We start from the raw sequence: 15,054 nt of genomic DNA on the forward strand, positions 1-15,054 counted from the left end.
CCAAGCTACAGGTGTTTCAGATCATCCGCTGTATCCACATCACGCAACGTAGCAACATGGGCGATGCTCACATTCCCAAGGCTATGGGCGCTATCTGCCAAAGCGTACTTTGACGACCAGCGCACATTGGTGAGAATGTCAGCACGCGGAGGGCGGGCGCGTTTCATGCCGATGAGCCAGTAGCCCCCATCAGGCGCAGGGCCAAAGACAGCTTCATGATTGCCAAGCGCTTTGAAAGCTTCGGCAATGCGAGGACGCGTGATGCCCGGAATATCGGCACCGATGATGCACAGGGGCCCATTGGAAAGACCACGCAAGATGCGCGACATGCGTTGGCCAAGGTCACCGCGACCTTGCGCAACACGAGGAAGATGAGCAGGCCAAGTGCGGCTGTTCAGACCCTCTCGATCAGGGGCAACAGCAAGCACTGTATCCCAACGCGGGCCTTCAATACGACGCAGAAGCGCTTGTGTTTGGTGCCGGAACCACCATGCGGAATTGGTAAGACCAATATCGCGGCCAAGGCGGGTTTTGACACGGCCAGGGCGCGGTTCCTTCACCATAATGACCAGCGTGGGCCTCATAAAATGAGTTCCATATGGCGGTGATCGATGCCAGCATCATTGAACACCTCGCCATAGGCGGTGAAGCCCAATCCTTCGTAAAAGCCAAGCGCATCGAGTTGCGCACCGAGGACTGCACGTGGGTGGCCTTGCGCGCGCGCCCAATCCAAGCAAGCTTTGATCAAGGCTTGGCCCTGATAGGTCCCGCGCGCGCCCTTGAGCACACAAACACGGCCGATTTTAGCAGAGCCATCCTTGATGAACACACGCGCTGTGCCGACGGGTTTGTCGTTCAGGTAGGACAGGAAGTGAACGGAGTGTTCGTCCATACCATCGACCTCGTCGGCGGTGCTGACGCCTTGCTCATCAGTGAAAACTGTTTTGCGGATGGACTGACAGAGCGCGATGTCAGTTGTTTGAACAACGCTCATGCGAAGTAATCTTTGAGGATGCGGGAATAGATATTTTTAAGCTGCTCAATCTGCTCCACGGGCACGTTTTCATCAACTTGGTGCATGGTTTTGCCAACAAGGCCGAACTCAACGACAGGGCAATGGTTCTTGACGAAACGCGCATCCGACGTACCACCCGTTGTAGACATTTCAGGCGTTACACCCGTTTCCGCATGGACCGATTTCGCGACCAGATCAGACAGAGCACCAGGAGGAGTGATGAAACTTTCGCCTGAAATTTTGATTTTAAGCTCAATGGGTGTGTCGAACTCAGCCGCAACCTTGTCAGCTTCCGCTTGGAGCCATTCGCTCAAGCTTGCGCCCGAATGCAAATCGTTGAAGCGGATATTCACCGTGGCGCGGCAGTTTGCTGGGATTACGTTGGTCGCGGGGTTACCTGTGTCGATGGTGACGACAGCAAGAGTAGAGGCATCGAAGTGATCCGTGCCTTGATCCAACTCATGACTGGCGAGACGATCCATTAGACGCGCGATCGCAGGAAGCGGGTTCTTGGCCCGATGTGGATAGGCGGAGTGACCTTGCTTGCCAGTCACCTCGAACCAGCAAGTCAGCGAGCCACGACGGCCAATTTTCATCATTTCGCCCATGGTGTTCGGACACGTCGGTTCGCCTACAAGGCAAACGCTCATCTGTTCATTCTCGCGCGCCATGTAGTCAAGCAGCGCTGTCGTCCCGTCGAGCGCATCACCCTCTTCATCACCTGTTATCGTAAGGATCACGGCACCATCAGGAGGGGTTTCAGAGACGAAGTCGATGGCAGCAGCCGCAAAAGCGGCAACGCCAGATTTCATATCCGTCGTGCCACGTCCATACATTATGCCATCAACAATATCGGCGCTGAAAGGGCCGTGGGTCCATGCGGCTTCGTCCCCCACAGGGACAACGTCCGTGTGGCCATTGAAGCCAAACGTCATGTGAGCACCTTTATCGCCCCAGCGCGCAAAGAGGTTAGAAATGCCGCCACGATCAACGCGCGTACATGCAAATCCCGCGTCGCTCAGCAAGCGTCCCAACAAGAATAAAGCGCCGCCCTCTTCAGGTGTGACCGAGGGGCATTGAATCAAATCGGCGGTAAGTTTGATAGGATCGATTTGGGGCATAAGCTATTCCTCTGGGGCGCGGGTGTTTGCCGTCCTTGCTAGCGTTCTGTGCTAAGTGATGCAATTGGCACGAGAAATTGTGACCAAAAAGGGACGCCCAGATCGCACACATTCTGAGATTTTTGAAAAGGTGGTTCCCGAATACCCCAAGCCCGTGTTAGCGTTTTGTTAATAAATTGACCCGAGGCAGGGCAAACAGCAGTACAGGTCCAACGTGGCCACCCCAAAATGATCCGCAAAAATGCGGGCGTAGAGCAGTTTGAACTGTCTCAATACGAAAGGTATTGAGGCATGCCAGCAACCGGCGCAGAGCTAGGTTACACCACCAATGCATCCGCTTTGGCGATGGCGAACACCATCTTCGGAAGTGGTGTCACCGTAACAAGTGCGAGCTATACAGGCGACAATCGCTCTTCGGCCATCTACTCAAATGGCGATGCTTTATCCCCTGATGCGACACCGGGTGACACAGGCGTTATTTTGTCTACAGGTCGTGCAGATCGTTTTACCCAAAGTAGTGGTGACCCTAACCGCTCTGGCAGTACATCTACGAACACAAGCGGCGTAAACAACGATTCCGACTTCAACGCAGCGGCAGGCGCAAGCACCTATGATGCGTCCTTTCTTGAGGTAGATTTCACCTCAGCAACGGCTGGGTTTATGACGATGCAATTCGTCTTTTCGTCAGAAGAATACCCTGAATACGTAAACTCACTTTATCAGGATATGGTGGGAGTTTGGATAAACGGATCTCAAGTTGATCTGAGTATCGGCAACGGTGACGCAGATCCCGGCAACATCAATGCTGGCGACAACGGCAACTTGTTCATCAACAACACCAATGATGATTACAATACCGAGATGGATGGCTTTACGGTCACCATGTCGATGAAAATACCAATCAATGCCGGTACAAATTCAATCAAGATTGGTGTCGCCGATGTTGCGGATAGCAGCTACGATTCCAACCTTTTGATCGCCGCAGGTTCTATTCAAAGTGCTCTTCTTGCCAACGACGACAGCGCGAATATCAATCCAACCGGCTCTAAAACGATCGACGTTTTGGCCAACGACTCCAACAACACCGGCGGCACGTTGACAGTCACCCACATTAACGGACAGGCCGTTGTCGTGGGTAGTATCGTCACACTGGGCTCTGGTCAGACAGTAGAGCTGAACGCAGATGGTTCGTTCACTGTTGTGGGGGACGGCGATACAGAAAACGTCAGCTTCACCTATGGCATCGAAAGCTCCACAGGCGAGTCGGACACTGGTTTCGTTCTCTTGAACATGGTGCCGTGCTTTGTCGCGGGTACCTTGATTGAAACGAAACTTGGCAAAATGCCAGTCGAGGTGCTTGAAGCAGGCGACATGATACTGACACGCGATCAGGGCTATCAGCCGCTGCGTTGGATTGGACAGCGCGATGTAGCAGCCGTTGGCGCAATGGCTCCGGTTGAAATTGCTGCAAATACATTCGGCGAGCATAGCGTTTTGCGCGTCTCGCCTTTGCACCGTATTTTGCTTCAGAACGAGATGGCGGAATTGCTGTTTGGTGAAACCGAAGTGTTGGTCGCTGCGAAAGAACTGGTGAACGATAAAAGTGTGCGCATACGTGAGGGTGGAGACGTGACTTATGTTCACCTGCTCTTTGATCAGCACCAGATTGTTGTTTCGAACGGCTTAGAGAGCGAGAGCTTTCTACCAGGTGGACAAATCACCAACTTGTTTGAAGAAGACGCCATCGCGGAAATTTGCTCGATCTTTCCGGAACTCGACCCACAGACAGGCGACGGCTACAGTGGATCCGCGCGTCGCATTTTGCGCAAGTTTGAAGCAGAATTGTTGCTAGGGAGTGCCGCCTGATGGGTTGGCTTGCCTATAGCGGCGGCGGTGAGACAACAGATGTTCACGCCTCGATCACACCTGAGAGTTTGATCGAAACAGGCGCTTTGGTAATCGAAGCGCCGCTACCGTCCAATTTGCGCGCGGTTACTTTACTTGAGGTAGCAAGCCTACATCCAACGCCAAGCCTGCTACGCGTACAGTCAATCCCTGGTGAGGGATTTTCGATCCTGATCAGTTCAGGCGGAGATGTCTTTCACGCATTGATTTCACACACTCTTGTGGCCCGCACAGATAGTTTTCGACTAACACTGAATTGGGACTCGATTACAGGCGATGGTCTTTTATCCATTGAACATCCCGGCGATGATGCGCTTTTCACAAGTGAGCTGACCGGATGTATCGCAATGTCCGGCGCACTTATTCTTGGAGCTTTGTCCGAAATGCGTGTGGCTGACGCCCAGAAAGCGCTGGACTACATTGGATTCCACCAAGGTCCGCTAAGTGTTGGACCAACCCCGACACTGGATTACCATACACCAGTTTTGACCGCTCAGGGTTATCGTAAAATCGGGATTATGAAACCGGGTGACACGGTGATAAGCGCAAGCGGTGATATTGTTCCCGTATTGGGCGTATTCAAAAAGGTGACCCCTGCATTTGGCAGCTACGCCCCCGTGCGTTTGCGTGCGCCTTATTTTGGTTTGCAGTCTGACTTGGTCATGGCAGGTACGCAGCGTTTGATCGTTGGTGGTTCGGATGTGGAATATACGTTTGGCTGCGACGAAGTTTTGATCCCAGCACAGCATTTGATCAACGGCACCGCCGCAATTGCACAGCCAGTGGGCGGAACAACAACTTACTACCAACTTTTGCTTCCTGAAAACGAAGCGTTCGTGGCCTCGGAACTTCTGCTTGAGAGCCTGTTCATCGGGCGATTGAGACGACGCAAGGCGATTTTCAAACACACATCGCTCTCTGCTTTGCCAAGAAATTTGCTGCCTGAACATGCGGCAACTGCTAGCCAAGTCCTGAGGCCATATGAAGCTATCACCTTGGCAGCAATGCGCGCAGCGTAATCAGCTAGTGCGCCGGCTTGTCGTCAAAGAGTGGGGTCATCTGCGCGATGATCACCGAGTTTTCATCTAGCGCGCGCTGCATCAGTTCGCGCTCATCCTCTGAAATGTCGTGACCCTCGGCGAGCCGCTCATCCAAAGTACCGTATCCAGTGACATCGAGCGGCGCGACATCGGCCTGCTTCAAAATCGCGACGGTTTCGCGCACGGCTTCCGCTTCATCTACGCCGGATGCGTAAATCATTAGGGCAGCACCACTTGATCCTTCGGGAAAACCGTCGCCATTTGAGCGGCCTGCTTGCACCAATAAGGTGAAGACCTGTTGCTTTTTACGAGGTTTTTTGGGCTTCTCAGTCATAGGTTGCGGCGTATCTGCTGCACTCCGTTGCGTCAAGCATCCCGTTTGGTTGACGACAGGGGGGTAAGTATATCAGAGTTTCGCAACTATCCTCGCATTGGCGGAGCCTACCAAGATGAATATCCTAAAACGTATCGCTCTGGTATTTTTGACCCTTTTGTCGCTGGCACTACCAGCCACTGCGCAATCAGATGACCCTATGGTTTTCGCCACGGTCCATCGCCCCCCGTTTGCTGATACTAAGGGCGATCAGATCACTGGATTTAGCATCGATCTAATGCGCGCCATTGCAGATGAGTTGGGACGCGAAGTTGTCTTCGAACCAAACGAGCGTTTTGGTGATATGCTTGGCTCTGTTCGCGCGGAACGGGTTGATGGGGCAATCGCCAATATTTCCATCACCGCGGACCGTGAACGTGCAATGGACTTTAGCCAGCCGATCTTTGGCAGTGGCATTCAGATCCTGCTACCGAAAGAAGCTGCGCTGAGTGATCAATTCTTGTCACTCATGGGTGGGGACACACTGCTTTACGTGCTTGGTGCTGTTTTATTGGTGGTCATCGGCTGGTTCTTGATGCGTGCAGCGACTGGTGTGTCTGGTGGTGTGATCGGCGTCGTCGCAATGATGGGTGGATTCGCATTGTTGTTGGTGGCTGCGGGCACAATTACAGCAAAAGTGACGGTAACAGCGTTGCAATCGGACGTTCAGACAATTTCTGATCTGCAAGCGCGGATTGTTGGTACGGTTGCTGGTTCAACGAGCGACAGTTTCCTCGACAAACACGGAATCCAGTTTCAAGGGTTCGGTGACCCTGATGCAATGTTACGCGCGTTTGAACGCGATGAAATCAACACTGTTGTGTTTGATGGTCCGATCCTCGCGCATTATCTGCAAACCGACGGCATCGGGTTGGCGCGTTTGATCGACAAGGTCTATCGCCCCGAAAACTACGGAATCCTATTGCCATCTGGCAGCGCCTTGAAAGAGGACATCGACCTTGCGCTTCTCCAATTTCGCGAAGACGGGACGTATGACACAATCTTAACACGATGGTTTGGCAACAGCTTCATCGCAGAATGACATAAACAACTGTTTTTATTCAGTATCCCGACAATTGGGTCTGTTACCTTGTATATCTCTCAAGTACCTCAGCGCAGAACCTGCGCCCAGTTTAGATAGATCATAGGCAACGAAATCATGATTCAGCTCAGATCCCTCTTTTTGTCAGCTTTGCTTCTGATGTCTACGCTTTTGCCGGCGTTTGCACAAAACGCTGACCCGCTCACAATCGCGACTGTGCATCGACCACCCTTTGCCTTTACGGATATACCAGAGCCTCGGGGCTTCAGCATCGATTTGATGCGTGCCATTGGCGCTGACATCAACCGGGAAGTCACCTTTGCACCGCAAGGCTCTTTTTCAGACATGTTCAGCAACGTCATGAACGGCGAGGTGGACGGAGCAATCGCGAATATTTCCATCACAACCGAGCGCGAACGCGAAATGGACTTTAGCCAACCTATCTTTGGCAGCGGTATAAAGATCATGATTCCGAATGAAGGATCAGCCACCAGCATATTCGCCGCATTGTTCACATGGGACATTGCAGTCGTTGTTTTAAGCGGTCTGGCGCTGTTGTTCTTTGGCGGCATGCTGATGTGGGTTTTCGAACGACGCGTGCAACCCTACTTTGACAAAGGTGCGCGCGAAGCATTGTTCCCGTCTTTTTGGTGGGCTTTGAATTTGGTTGTAAATGGCGGCTTTGAAGAACGCGTGCCGCGCTCGGCCTTCGGTCGCATATTTGCTGTTTTATTGGTCGTCTCTAGCTTGTTTATCGTTTCCATCTTCGTCGCTTCAATTACCGCCGCGATGACTGTGAACGCGCTGAGTTCTAACGTGAACGGCCTGCGTGATTTGGAAAACCGCCGCGTGGCAACTGTGACTGGATCAACCAGTGCGGCCTTCCTTGAGGCCAATGGATTGGTGTTTGCGGATTACGCATCGCCTGACGAAATGTTCAACGCATTTGAAGCGGGCGTGGCGAACGCGATTGTTTTCGACAGCCCGATCCTTGCCTATTACCAGCAAACCAAAGCACAAGGCACAGCCCGCGTGTTAGAGCGCACGTATCGTCCAGAAAACTATGGGATTGTGCTTCCAAGTGGCAGTCCACTGAAAGAAGAAATTGATCAGGTTCTGCTGAAGTTTCGCGTCGATGGAACCTACGATGACCTTTTAAGAAAATGGTTCGGCAATATTTTCACGCCGAGATAAGCATGTGCTGGCAAAGGCGCGGATCATACAAGCCTTTGCCAAATTTACTTAGTCGCGCAGCAACTCATTGATACTTGTCTTAGAGCGTGTCTGCGCATCGACGCGCTTCACGATAACAGCACAATAGAGGTTCACACCGTTCTTAGACGGCATAGAGCCGGCAACCACAACCGAGCCTGCTGGGACTTCACCATATGTGAATTCGCCTGTTTCGCGATCAACGATTTTTGTCGACTGGCCAATAAATACACCCATGCCCAGAACAGAGCCTTCGCGCACGATGCAGCCTTCAACCACCTCAGAACGCGCACCGATGAAGCAGTTGTCCTCGATGATTGTTGGACCCGCCTGCATCGGCTCAAGCACACCGCCGATACCAACACCGCCAGAGAGGTGAACATTCTTACCAATCTGCGCGCAGGACCCAACGGTGGCCCATGTGTCAACCATCGTGCCCTCATCGACATATGCGCCAAGGTTCACGAAAGATGGCATCAGGACCGCGCCAGGTGCAATAAACGCGGATTTGCGAACAACACAGTTCGGGACCGCGCGAAAGCCTGCGGCTTTCCACTCAGCATCGCCCCAGCCTTTGAACTTGCTGTCAACCTTGTCCCACCAGCCAGCGCCTTGGGGACCACCCTCGTGCTGTTCCATATCTTTGATACGAAAACCAAGAAGAACGGCCTTTTTCGCCCATTGGTTTACGTGCCAGTCCCCGCTTGCCTGCTTTTCCGCAACGCGCAGCTTGCCGCTGTCGAGGGCGTTAAGCGTGTCTTCAATTGCTTCGCGCTGTTCGCCGGTCGTGGCGGGTGTGATGGTGTCGCGTGCCTCCCAGGCCGCTTCGATGGCAGTTTCTAGCTGTGCATTAGACATGGGATTCCCTCGCTGCGTTGAATTTGCGGCTTTAGACATGAAATAGGCGCGCCGCGCAATCGTGATCGTGACTGGTGTGCTGGCAAATGCCTCGTTAGACATGGGTTAAGCCGCTTTATAGGACGAGAACGATGAAAGACGAAAAGAAAAGCCCGTTTCGCGATGCAGGTACTGATCGTGATGCGACAGAGCATGTGCCTGATACGCCCCAAACACGTGCACCCGCATATAAACTTGCCTTCGCAGATGAGGAATTTCTGTGTCGCGATGAGCTGCGTTCCGTACGTTTGCAATTAGAGCTACTCAAACCTGAGTTGATCATGGACGAGCGCGGGATCGAAAGCACGATTGTGCTGTTTGGTGGTGCACGCATTCCAGAGCCCGCCAAAAAAGCGACGGCGCGTACGAAAACCTTAGCGGATTTGTCAAAGTATTACGATCAAGCCCGTGAATTTGCGCGCTTGATGACCGAAAAATCGATGAAGTCTTATGGCAAGGAAGATGTCATTGTAACTGGTGGTGGACCCGGTGTGATGGAAGCGGGAAACCGTGGTGCGATGGATGCTGGCGGCGCGTCTATCGGGCTGAATATCGTACTGCCCCATGAGCAAGCGCCTAACGAATATGTGACGCCTGATCTGTGCTTTAACTTCCACTACTTTGCGATCCGTAAGATCCACTTCTTGATCCGCGCGAAAGCGATTTGTGTGTTTCCGGGCGGCTTTGGAACATTGGACGAAACTTTCGAAGCGCTGACGTTAATCCAGACCGGCCGCATGCAACGCGTCCCTGTTTTGCTTTTTGGTCGCAAGTTTTGGGAAAGTATCATCAACTGGGATGCGCTCTCCGAAGCAGGAACAATTTCGGCTGAAGATTTGGATTTGTTCCGCTTTGTCGAGACGGCTGAAGAAGCGATTGATGCGATTGAAAACTGGGATGGTGCAGGTGAACGGCGCGGCGAAATTCCAGGGCGGTAAATAACTCTTTGCGAAGAGTTTTTGGAAAGCCCTTTGCAAAGGGCTTTCTCTAAGGAGGAAAGTGTATGTCTGAGAATGGATACGAAACGGGTCGTTTGAACCTGCCATTTGTCGGGATTTCGACGTTTGCCAAAAAACCCTATGTGAGCGATTGGGATTCCATCGATGCTGACGTTGCTGTCTTAGGGGCACCCTTTGATTTTGGCACCCAGTGGCGACCCGGCGCGCGGTTTGGCCCACGCGCCGTGCGAGAGGCGTCAACTTTGTTTAGTTTTGGCCATGCAGGTGCATATGATCACGAAGATGACGCAACCTATTTAGGCGGCGACGTTCGCATCGTAGATCTGGGTGATGCGGATATTATCCACACCAAAACCACACAAAGCCATGATAACATCGAATTTGGCGTGCGCAAAATTTTGGATGCGGGGGCAATTCCAGTAACGATCGGTGGTGATCATTCAATCAACATTCCTTGTATCAACGCTTTCTCCGACGTGTGCGAGCGTGACGGGCCAATCCATGTGGTTCAAATTGATGCCCATCTCGACTTTGTTGATGAGCGCCATGGCGTCACAGAAGGTCACGGCAATCCCATGCGTCGCGCAATTGAGAAACCCTATGTTAGCGGTATGACGCAACTGGGCATTCGCAACGTTTCTTCCACTGCAAAAGAAGGGTACGTCGATGCGCGAGCACGAGGGTCTGATATTTTGTCCGTGCGCCAAGTGCGCAAACTTGGAACAGATGCAGTATTGGATCGTATCCCCGAGGGCGCACGGATTTATGTAACCATAGACATCGATGCTTTTTGTCCGTCTATCGCTGCGGGAACCGGCACCCCCAGTCATGGTGGATTTTTGTACTATGATGTTTTGGAAATTTTGCAGGGCCTGGCCGCGCGCAATGATGTTGTTGGCATCGACCTTGTGGAAGTCGCACCCGCTTACGATCCAACTGAAAGCACACAGATTTTAGCGGCGCAATTGTTACTGAATTTTCTGGGGTTTATCTTCCATGCCAAAGCACAGCGCTGAATGAAACGCAGGATTTGAGTTTATTTAGAAAAATGAAGTTTAGAGCGTTTTGAACATGACCAAAGCGTCGATCATACCATCCTTGGGGTGATTGAAAGCTTTGGGAAGCCGCCCGACGGTATCGAACCCGGCACGCTGCCAGATGTCGATGGCGCGGGCGTTATTGGCAAGCACAAAGTTGAATTGCATCGCTTTGTAGCCCGTCTCTTTTGCCCGTCGCAACGCATCCACGAGCATTGCGCGCGCAACCCCTTTGCCCTGAGCCGTAGGTCCAGTGACAAAACCGCAATTGCAGACATGCGCGCCGCCGCCTTGGGCGTTGGTTTTCAGGTAATATGTGCCGAAAACTGTGCCATCCTCTTCAATGACAAAGCAGCCCGCATCAGCACCAGTCCAATAATTCAGCGCGTCTTTCTCTGATATGTCGGGGTCTATCGCGTAGGTTTCACCAGAGCGGAACACTGGTTTAAGCATTTGCCAAACAGCGGCATGATCTTGATGCGTTGCAGCGCGAATGAGCATTGGGCGAGCCTTTTATCCGATCGAGGGTGCGACATGCTTGATTTACATCGCAAAGGGCGCAAATGTAAACTCATGACAGATCAAACACCTATCCCGTTGCACCCCAAACCCGCACAATTGCAAGTCGCGTTTCATCGCACTGAATTGGGGCCAATCATGTCGCTTTACGGACAAATGGTGGCAGCAGGCGAATGGCGCGATTACGGGATCTCTTGTTTGAAGGATCTGGCCGTTTTTTCAGTGTTCAAACGCACTGCTGAGAACCCGCTCTACAAGATCGAAAAGCGCCCCAAATTGCGCAACAAGCAAGGGCAATATGCGGTCGTTGGCATGGATGGTCAGATATTGAAACGCGGGAATGATCTGAAGGCTGTTCTGCGTGTCTTAGAGCGCAAACTGATCCGAGCCGTTGATTAAAGACGTACGTGACGTGTGACTTCGCCATCACCTTGTTCAGATATCCGCGAAAGCGCCACATCAAGGCCTTCTAGAACAACAGCCATGTGATGCGCATTTGCATGTATCAGTGTCTTCGCATCAGCCAACATCGCAACGTGGCCTTTCCAAAACAACAAATCCCCTGCTTTGGGGTTGCCATTCACACTGCGTCCGAGATTTGCTTCTTGTAGATCACTGTCGCCGTCACATGCGATGCCGCAGGCCGTTAGCGCGGTCTGAATCAGGCCAGAGCAATCGATACCAAACCGCGAATTACCGCCCCACAGATAGGGTGTACCGAGAAAAAGACGCGCGACTTGTGCGGGCGCGCGCTCCACCTCGCCGCTTTCGCGAATATGTTGGCGTGGGACATAGCCGACGGATGTTTGCGCAAACCGAGCGTGCATTTCGATAACGCGCAATTTGCTCCCAAAGCTCAAGGGTGCCAAATCGCGGGATTTGAAATTCGGTTCTGAATAAATGTGACTTGAGGGTGCACTGATCCAGTGGGTCGCCGTTTCAACATCTGCCAGATGCGCACTTTTAACATAGCCGCAATAGCCGTCTTTGTCGGCTTGAATGAACGCCACACCGCCCTGATCCTCAAACACACGAAGGGTTTCGCCCATTAGCAACTGGCGGTCCCGTGGGCCATCCGGCGCGCGCAAGAGTTCCGCAACGGGCACTGACACTTGACGCGCAGCGCCATTCAAATAAGCGTCTGCCGCGATTAAACCGCGCAGGCTTTCACAAGCGACACGGCCATTCGAAGGGGTAAGGCGTGGGTCGCTCATGACTTCAGGATGTCAGGAAGGGCGGCAAGCAAAGCGCGCGTAGCTTGCCCAACACCGCCCTGAGGCCGTGCAGGGGCGGCGCTTGGTTGCCAGCCATAGATGTCAAAGTGCATGTAGTTTGATGTTTCCGTAACGAACCGGCGCAGAAAAAGCGCCGCTGTGATAGAGCCCGCAAACCCACCTTTGGGAGCGTTGTCGAGATCAGCAATGCCCGGTTCTATCATCGCCTCATAAGGGTCCCAGAACGGCAATCGCCAGACAGGGTCTTGCACAGTAGCGGCGGCGATTTCGAGCGCCCGTGCGCTGCTATCGCTTTGCGCATAAAACGGCGCAAGATCAGGGCCTACGGCAACGCGCGCAGCGCCTGTCAGGGTGGCCATAGAAATAATCGCATCTGGGTTTTCTTCGTCTGCGAGCGCGAGTGCATCCGCCAAAACCAAACGACCTTCAGCATCGGTGTTGTTGATTTCAACCGTGAGGCCCTTGCGGGAATTCAAAATATCGCCCGGCCGGAAGGCATCAGCGCTGACAGAGTTTTCAACGGCTGGGATGAGAACACGCAATTGAACAGAGAGGCCAAGCGACATGATCATGCCGGCAAGACCAAGGACGGCAGCGGCACCGCCCATATCCTTCTTCATCAAACCCATTGACGCACCGGGTTTCAAGTTCAAACCACCTGTGTCAAAACACACACCCTTTCCGACCAATGTGAGTTTCGGGCCAGCTTTGCCCCAGCGCATATCTATAAGACGCGGCGCGCGCGATGCAGCACGTCCAACCGCGTGGATCATAGGAAAGTTATGAGTCAACAGGTCGTCACCTTCGATCACCGAGATGTTGGCACTATGTGCGCTGGCCAAATCGCGCGCGGCGTTTTCGAGATCGGGCGGGCCCATATCGGACGCAGGCGTGTTTATTAGATCGCGTGTGAGCCTTTCGCCTTTTGCGATCGCTTCGATCTGGGCAGCATCTACGGAGTCAGAGCAAACCAGCTGCGCCAGTCCGCGCGCGTTCGTTTTATAGCGATCAAACTGATATCCCGCCAAAAGCCAGCCTAAAAGCTCCGCTTTCAAGGCATTATCATCGAGATCACTGACCAAGTAAAACGTCCGCGCAGGCAGAACCGCACGCGCCGCCGCGAGGGCAAAGCGGGTACGAGTGCGCGCTTGTGTCGAACCAAGACCGACGAGCGCACCTGCGGCATCACCATCCTCGGACGGCAAAACAAGGCAGGCTCCAAATCCGGCTGTAAAGCCCGATGTCTTTACCCATTTTTGAACACGTGCAGGCTGGCTTTCTAACCAATCGCTTAGTCCACTTGCATCAAGCAAACTAAGTGGAAGGCTGGCATCATCACGCGCGACAAAGGTGAGGGACATGGGGCATTACTTTCGCAAGTTTCGAATATTGCCAAGCTATAGCCTTCCCTCGGTCCTGCAAGCGCAGAATGCGCCGCGCGCCAAACCTTGCCCATGACGGCGTGGCGTGCATGTTCAGACCGTGATATCTTGCAAATCCCAAATTGCCGTCAGCGATTGATCTGAGCAGCGCACTAAGCGGGCAAAGGTTGCCCCCAGCGAAATCCAATCGCCACGATCAAGACATACCAACACATCACCAGATACACGCGAGACAGTGTGCATTCCCACTTGATCAGCGATCCTGATCAGCGAGCAAATGGTACGTCGCATTTCCAAAGAGCTTCCTGCATCAAAAAGCTTTTCACTTTGTTCGATGCGAAGGGCCATTTCTTCCATTGCACGGCTAAGCACATTATCGGCTTCGACTTCACCCAAGGTGGTATAGAGTCTTTCAAGTTGCTCAGCATCCAAGCGCGCGCTTTCGCGCGGCAACATTGTTGTAATCCGTTCCATTGTTTAACCCCGATTTCGCCCCCACGGCAAAGTCTCTATGGACGAGCGTCCTTCCTAAAAGGTTTACGCGGCGCACTCTTTTCTCTCGAAATTGGTTCAAATTCGGCGTATCCACGGGCACGTACCGAACAGAATGGACCTCTCTTTGCCTTACGTTAAACCTCTGCCCCCGTTTCTCGCCCAGCGTTATCACGGCTGGAAAGCGACGACTTATTCGCAAAACAAAGCTTGGTTTCGCAAACTGGCGACCGAAGGCCAACATCCTAGGGCGATGATCATTTCGTGCTGTGACAGTCGCGTACATGTCGCATCGATCTTTGGTGCTGACGCTGGTGAGTTCTTTATTCATAGAAATGTCGCTAATTTGGTCCCCGCTTTTGCACCTGATGGCGATCATCATGGCACAAGTGCTGCGATTGAATATGCGGTGACCGCACTTCACGTGTCACATATTATCGTGCTGGGTCACTCCCAATGTGGCGGTGTTCAAGGATGTTTGGACATGTGTACCGGCAATGCGCCAGAGCTCGAAGAAAGCAGTAGCTTTGTGGGTCGCTGGATGGATATTTTGCGCCCCGGTTACGAGCGCGTGCGCGACAAGTATGCACCCGAAGATATGGCAGCCGCGCTAGAGAAAGAAAGCGTGATCGTCGCGCTGGAAAATCTGATGACTTTCCCCTTTGTCAACAAAGCTGTTGAAAACGATATGCTTACACTTCATGGCCTTTGGACCGACATTGGCGAAGGTACTTTGGAGTGTCTGGACTCAAAGAGCCGAGAGTTTTATTCAGTTTAATCGTGCGATCCGATATACAAATTTCATCTGACTTAAACTTACTTTAA

At 52.7% G+C, this 15,054-nt stretch carries 17 protein-coding genes; 8 read left to right on the top strand and 9 right to left on the bottom strand.

The window, feature by feature from the left end; genetic code table 11:
* Positions 1 to 5: 5 nt before the first annotated feature.
* The 3 genes from ACTG3Z_RS04310 to dapE are packed head-to-tail and all read right to left on the bottom strand — an operon-like array spanning position 6 to position 2,136.
* Positions 6 to 584, bottom strand: coding sequence for a TIGR04282 family arsenosugar biosynthesis glycosyltransferase (locus ACTG3Z_RS04310; RefSeq protein WP_439141467.1), 579 nt, complete (start codon positions 582 to 584; stop codon positions 6 to 8).
* Positions 581 to 994 (bottom strand): GNAT family N-acetyltransferase, encoded by a 414-nt coding sequence (locus ACTG3Z_RS04315; protein ID WP_439141468.1) that lies wholly within the window; start codon positions 992 to 994, stop codon positions 581 to 583. The genes ACTG3Z_RS04310 and ACTG3Z_RS04315 overlap by 4 nt, the downstream gene beginning before the upstream one ends.
* Positions 991 to 2,136 carry a succinyl-diaminopimelate desuccinylase gene (gene dapE, locus ACTG3Z_RS04320; protein WP_439141470.1) on the bottom strand — a complete coding sequence of 382 codons (1,146 nt, stop codon included), beginning with the start codon at positions 2,134 to 2,136 and terminating at the stop codon, positions 991 to 993. The genes ACTG3Z_RS04315 and dapE overlap by 4 nt, the downstream gene beginning before the upstream one ends.
* Positions 2,137 to 2,427: 291 nt before the next feature.
* On the opposite strand from dapE, the gene ACTG3Z_RS04325 reads away from it, so the two are divergent.
* Entirely contained in the window at positions 2,428 to 4,002 is a 1,575-nt protein-coding gene (locus tag ACTG3Z_RS04325) for a Hint domain-containing protein (RefSeq protein WP_439141471.1), read from the top strand.
* On the top strand, positions 4,002 to 5,060 hold the full coding sequence (locus ACTG3Z_RS04330) for a Hint domain-containing protein (RefSeq protein WP_439141472.1): 1,059 nt from the start codon (positions 4,002 to 4,004) through the stop codon (positions 5,058 to 5,060). Before ACTG3Z_RS04325 ends, ACTG3Z_RS04330 begins: the two co-directional genes overlap by 1 nt.
* Before the next feature lie 4 nt (positions 5,061 to 5,064).
* Here ACTG3Z_RS04330 and ACTG3Z_RS04335 read toward each other — a convergent pair whose 3' ends face one another.
* Positions 5,065 to 5,415: a hypothetical protein gene (locus tag ACTG3Z_RS04335; protein ID WP_375264819.1), complete on the bottom strand. Its 351-nt coding sequence runs from the start codon at positions 5,413 to 5,415 to the stop codon at positions 5,065 to 5,067.
* A gap of 115 nt (positions 5,416 to 5,530) precedes the next feature.
* Here ACTG3Z_RS04335 and ACTG3Z_RS04340 point away from each other — a divergent pair, with 115 nt between their 5' ends.
* Together ACTG3Z_RS04340 and ACTG3Z_RS04345 are read left to right on the top strand one after the other, a co-directional pair.
* Positions 5,531 to 6,496 (top strand): transporter substrate-binding domain-containing protein, encoded by a 966-nt coding sequence (locus ACTG3Z_RS04340; protein ID WP_439141474.1) that lies wholly within the window; start codon positions 5,531 to 5,533, stop codon positions 6,494 to 6,496.
* Between the two features lie 117 nt (positions 6,497 to 6,613).
* The gene (locus tag ACTG3Z_RS04345) at positions 6,614 to 7,690 is read left to right on the top strand and encodes a transporter substrate-binding domain-containing protein (RefSeq protein ID WP_439141475.1); all 1,077 of its coding nucleotides are present in this window, start codon (positions 6,614 to 6,616) and stop codon (positions 7,688 to 7,690) included.
* 48 nt (positions 7,691 to 7,738) lie between these two features.
* Here the strand turns inward: ACTG3Z_RS04345 and dapD are convergent, their stop codons facing one another.
* On the bottom strand, positions 7,739 to 8,566 hold the full coding sequence (gene dapD, locus ACTG3Z_RS04350; RefSeq protein WP_439141556.1) for a 2,3,4,5-tetrahydropyridine-2,6-dicarboxylate N-succinyltransferase: 828 nt from the start codon (positions 8,564 to 8,566) through the stop codon (positions 7,739 to 7,741).
* 131 nt (positions 8,567 to 8,697) lie between these two features.
* Between dapD and ACTG3Z_RS04355 the strand changes: the two genes are divergently transcribed.
* Both ACTG3Z_RS04355 and speB read left to right on the top strand, forming a co-directional pair.
* Complete coding sequence (locus tag ACTG3Z_RS04355; RefSeq protein WP_375264824.1) at positions 8,698 to 9,543, top strand: TIGR00730 family Rossman fold protein; 846 nt, start codon at positions 8,698 to 8,700, stop codon at positions 9,541 to 9,543.
* Between the two features lie 65 nt (positions 9,544 to 9,608).
* Positions 9,609 to 10,580, top strand: a complete 972-nt coding sequence (gene speB, locus ACTG3Z_RS04360; protein ID WP_375264825.1) for an agmatinase — start codon at positions 9,609 to 9,611, stop codon at positions 10,578 to 10,580.
* Positions 10,581 to 10,619: 39 nt separating this feature from the next.
* Here the strand turns inward: speB and ACTG3Z_RS04365 are convergent, their stop codons facing one another.
* Entirely contained in the window at positions 10,620 to 11,102 is a 483-nt protein-coding gene (locus ACTG3Z_RS04365) for a GNAT family N-acetyltransferase (RefSeq protein ID WP_439141477.1), read from the bottom strand.
* 72 nt (positions 11,103 to 11,174) lie between these two features.
* Here ACTG3Z_RS04365 and ACTG3Z_RS04370 point away from each other — a divergent pair, with 72 nt between their 5' ends.
* Positions 11,175 to 11,519 (top strand): DUF2794 domain-containing protein, encoded by a 345-nt coding sequence (locus tag ACTG3Z_RS04370; RefSeq protein WP_375264861.1) that lies wholly within the window; start codon positions 11,175 to 11,177, stop codon positions 11,517 to 11,519.
* Here the strand turns inward: ACTG3Z_RS04370 and ACTG3Z_RS04375 are convergent.
* From ACTG3Z_RS04375 to ACTG3Z_RS04385, 3 genes are all read right to left on the bottom strand, one after another.
* Positions 11,516 to 12,334: a C40 family peptidase gene (locus ACTG3Z_RS04375; protein ID WP_439141479.1), complete on the bottom strand. Its 819-nt coding sequence runs from the start codon at positions 12,332 to 12,334 to the stop codon at positions 11,516 to 11,518. The two genes, ACTG3Z_RS04370 and ACTG3Z_RS04375, sit on opposite strands and share 4 nt — an antisense overlap.
* The gene (locus ACTG3Z_RS04380; RefSeq protein ID WP_439141481.1) at positions 12,331 to 13,716 is read right to left on the bottom strand and encodes a leucyl aminopeptidase family protein; all 1,386 of its coding nucleotides are present in this window, start codon (positions 13,714 to 13,716) and stop codon (positions 12,331 to 12,333) included. Before ACTG3Z_RS04380 ends, ACTG3Z_RS04375 begins: the two co-directional genes overlap by 4 nt.
* A gap of 114 nt (positions 13,717 to 13,830) precedes the next feature.
* Positions 13,831 to 14,211 (bottom strand): hypothetical protein, encoded by a 381-nt coding sequence (locus tag ACTG3Z_RS04385; RefSeq protein WP_439141482.1) that lies wholly within the window; start codon positions 14,209 to 14,211, stop codon positions 13,831 to 13,833.
* A gap of 145 nt (positions 14,212 to 14,356) precedes the next feature.
* On the opposite strand from ACTG3Z_RS04385, the gene ACTG3Z_RS04390 reads away from it, so the two are divergent.
* On the top strand, positions 14,357 to 15,007 hold the full coding sequence (locus ACTG3Z_RS04390) for a carbonic anhydrase (protein WP_375264829.1): 651 nt from the start codon (positions 14,357 to 14,359) through the stop codon (positions 15,005 to 15,007).
* Positions 15,008 to 15,054 lie beyond the last annotated feature (47 nt).

Origin of the sequence: Planktotalea sp. (assembly GCF_965659345.1) — a bacterium.
Lineage (GTDB): Bacteria > Pseudomonadota > Alphaproteobacteria > Rhodobacterales > Rhodobacteraceae > Planktotalea.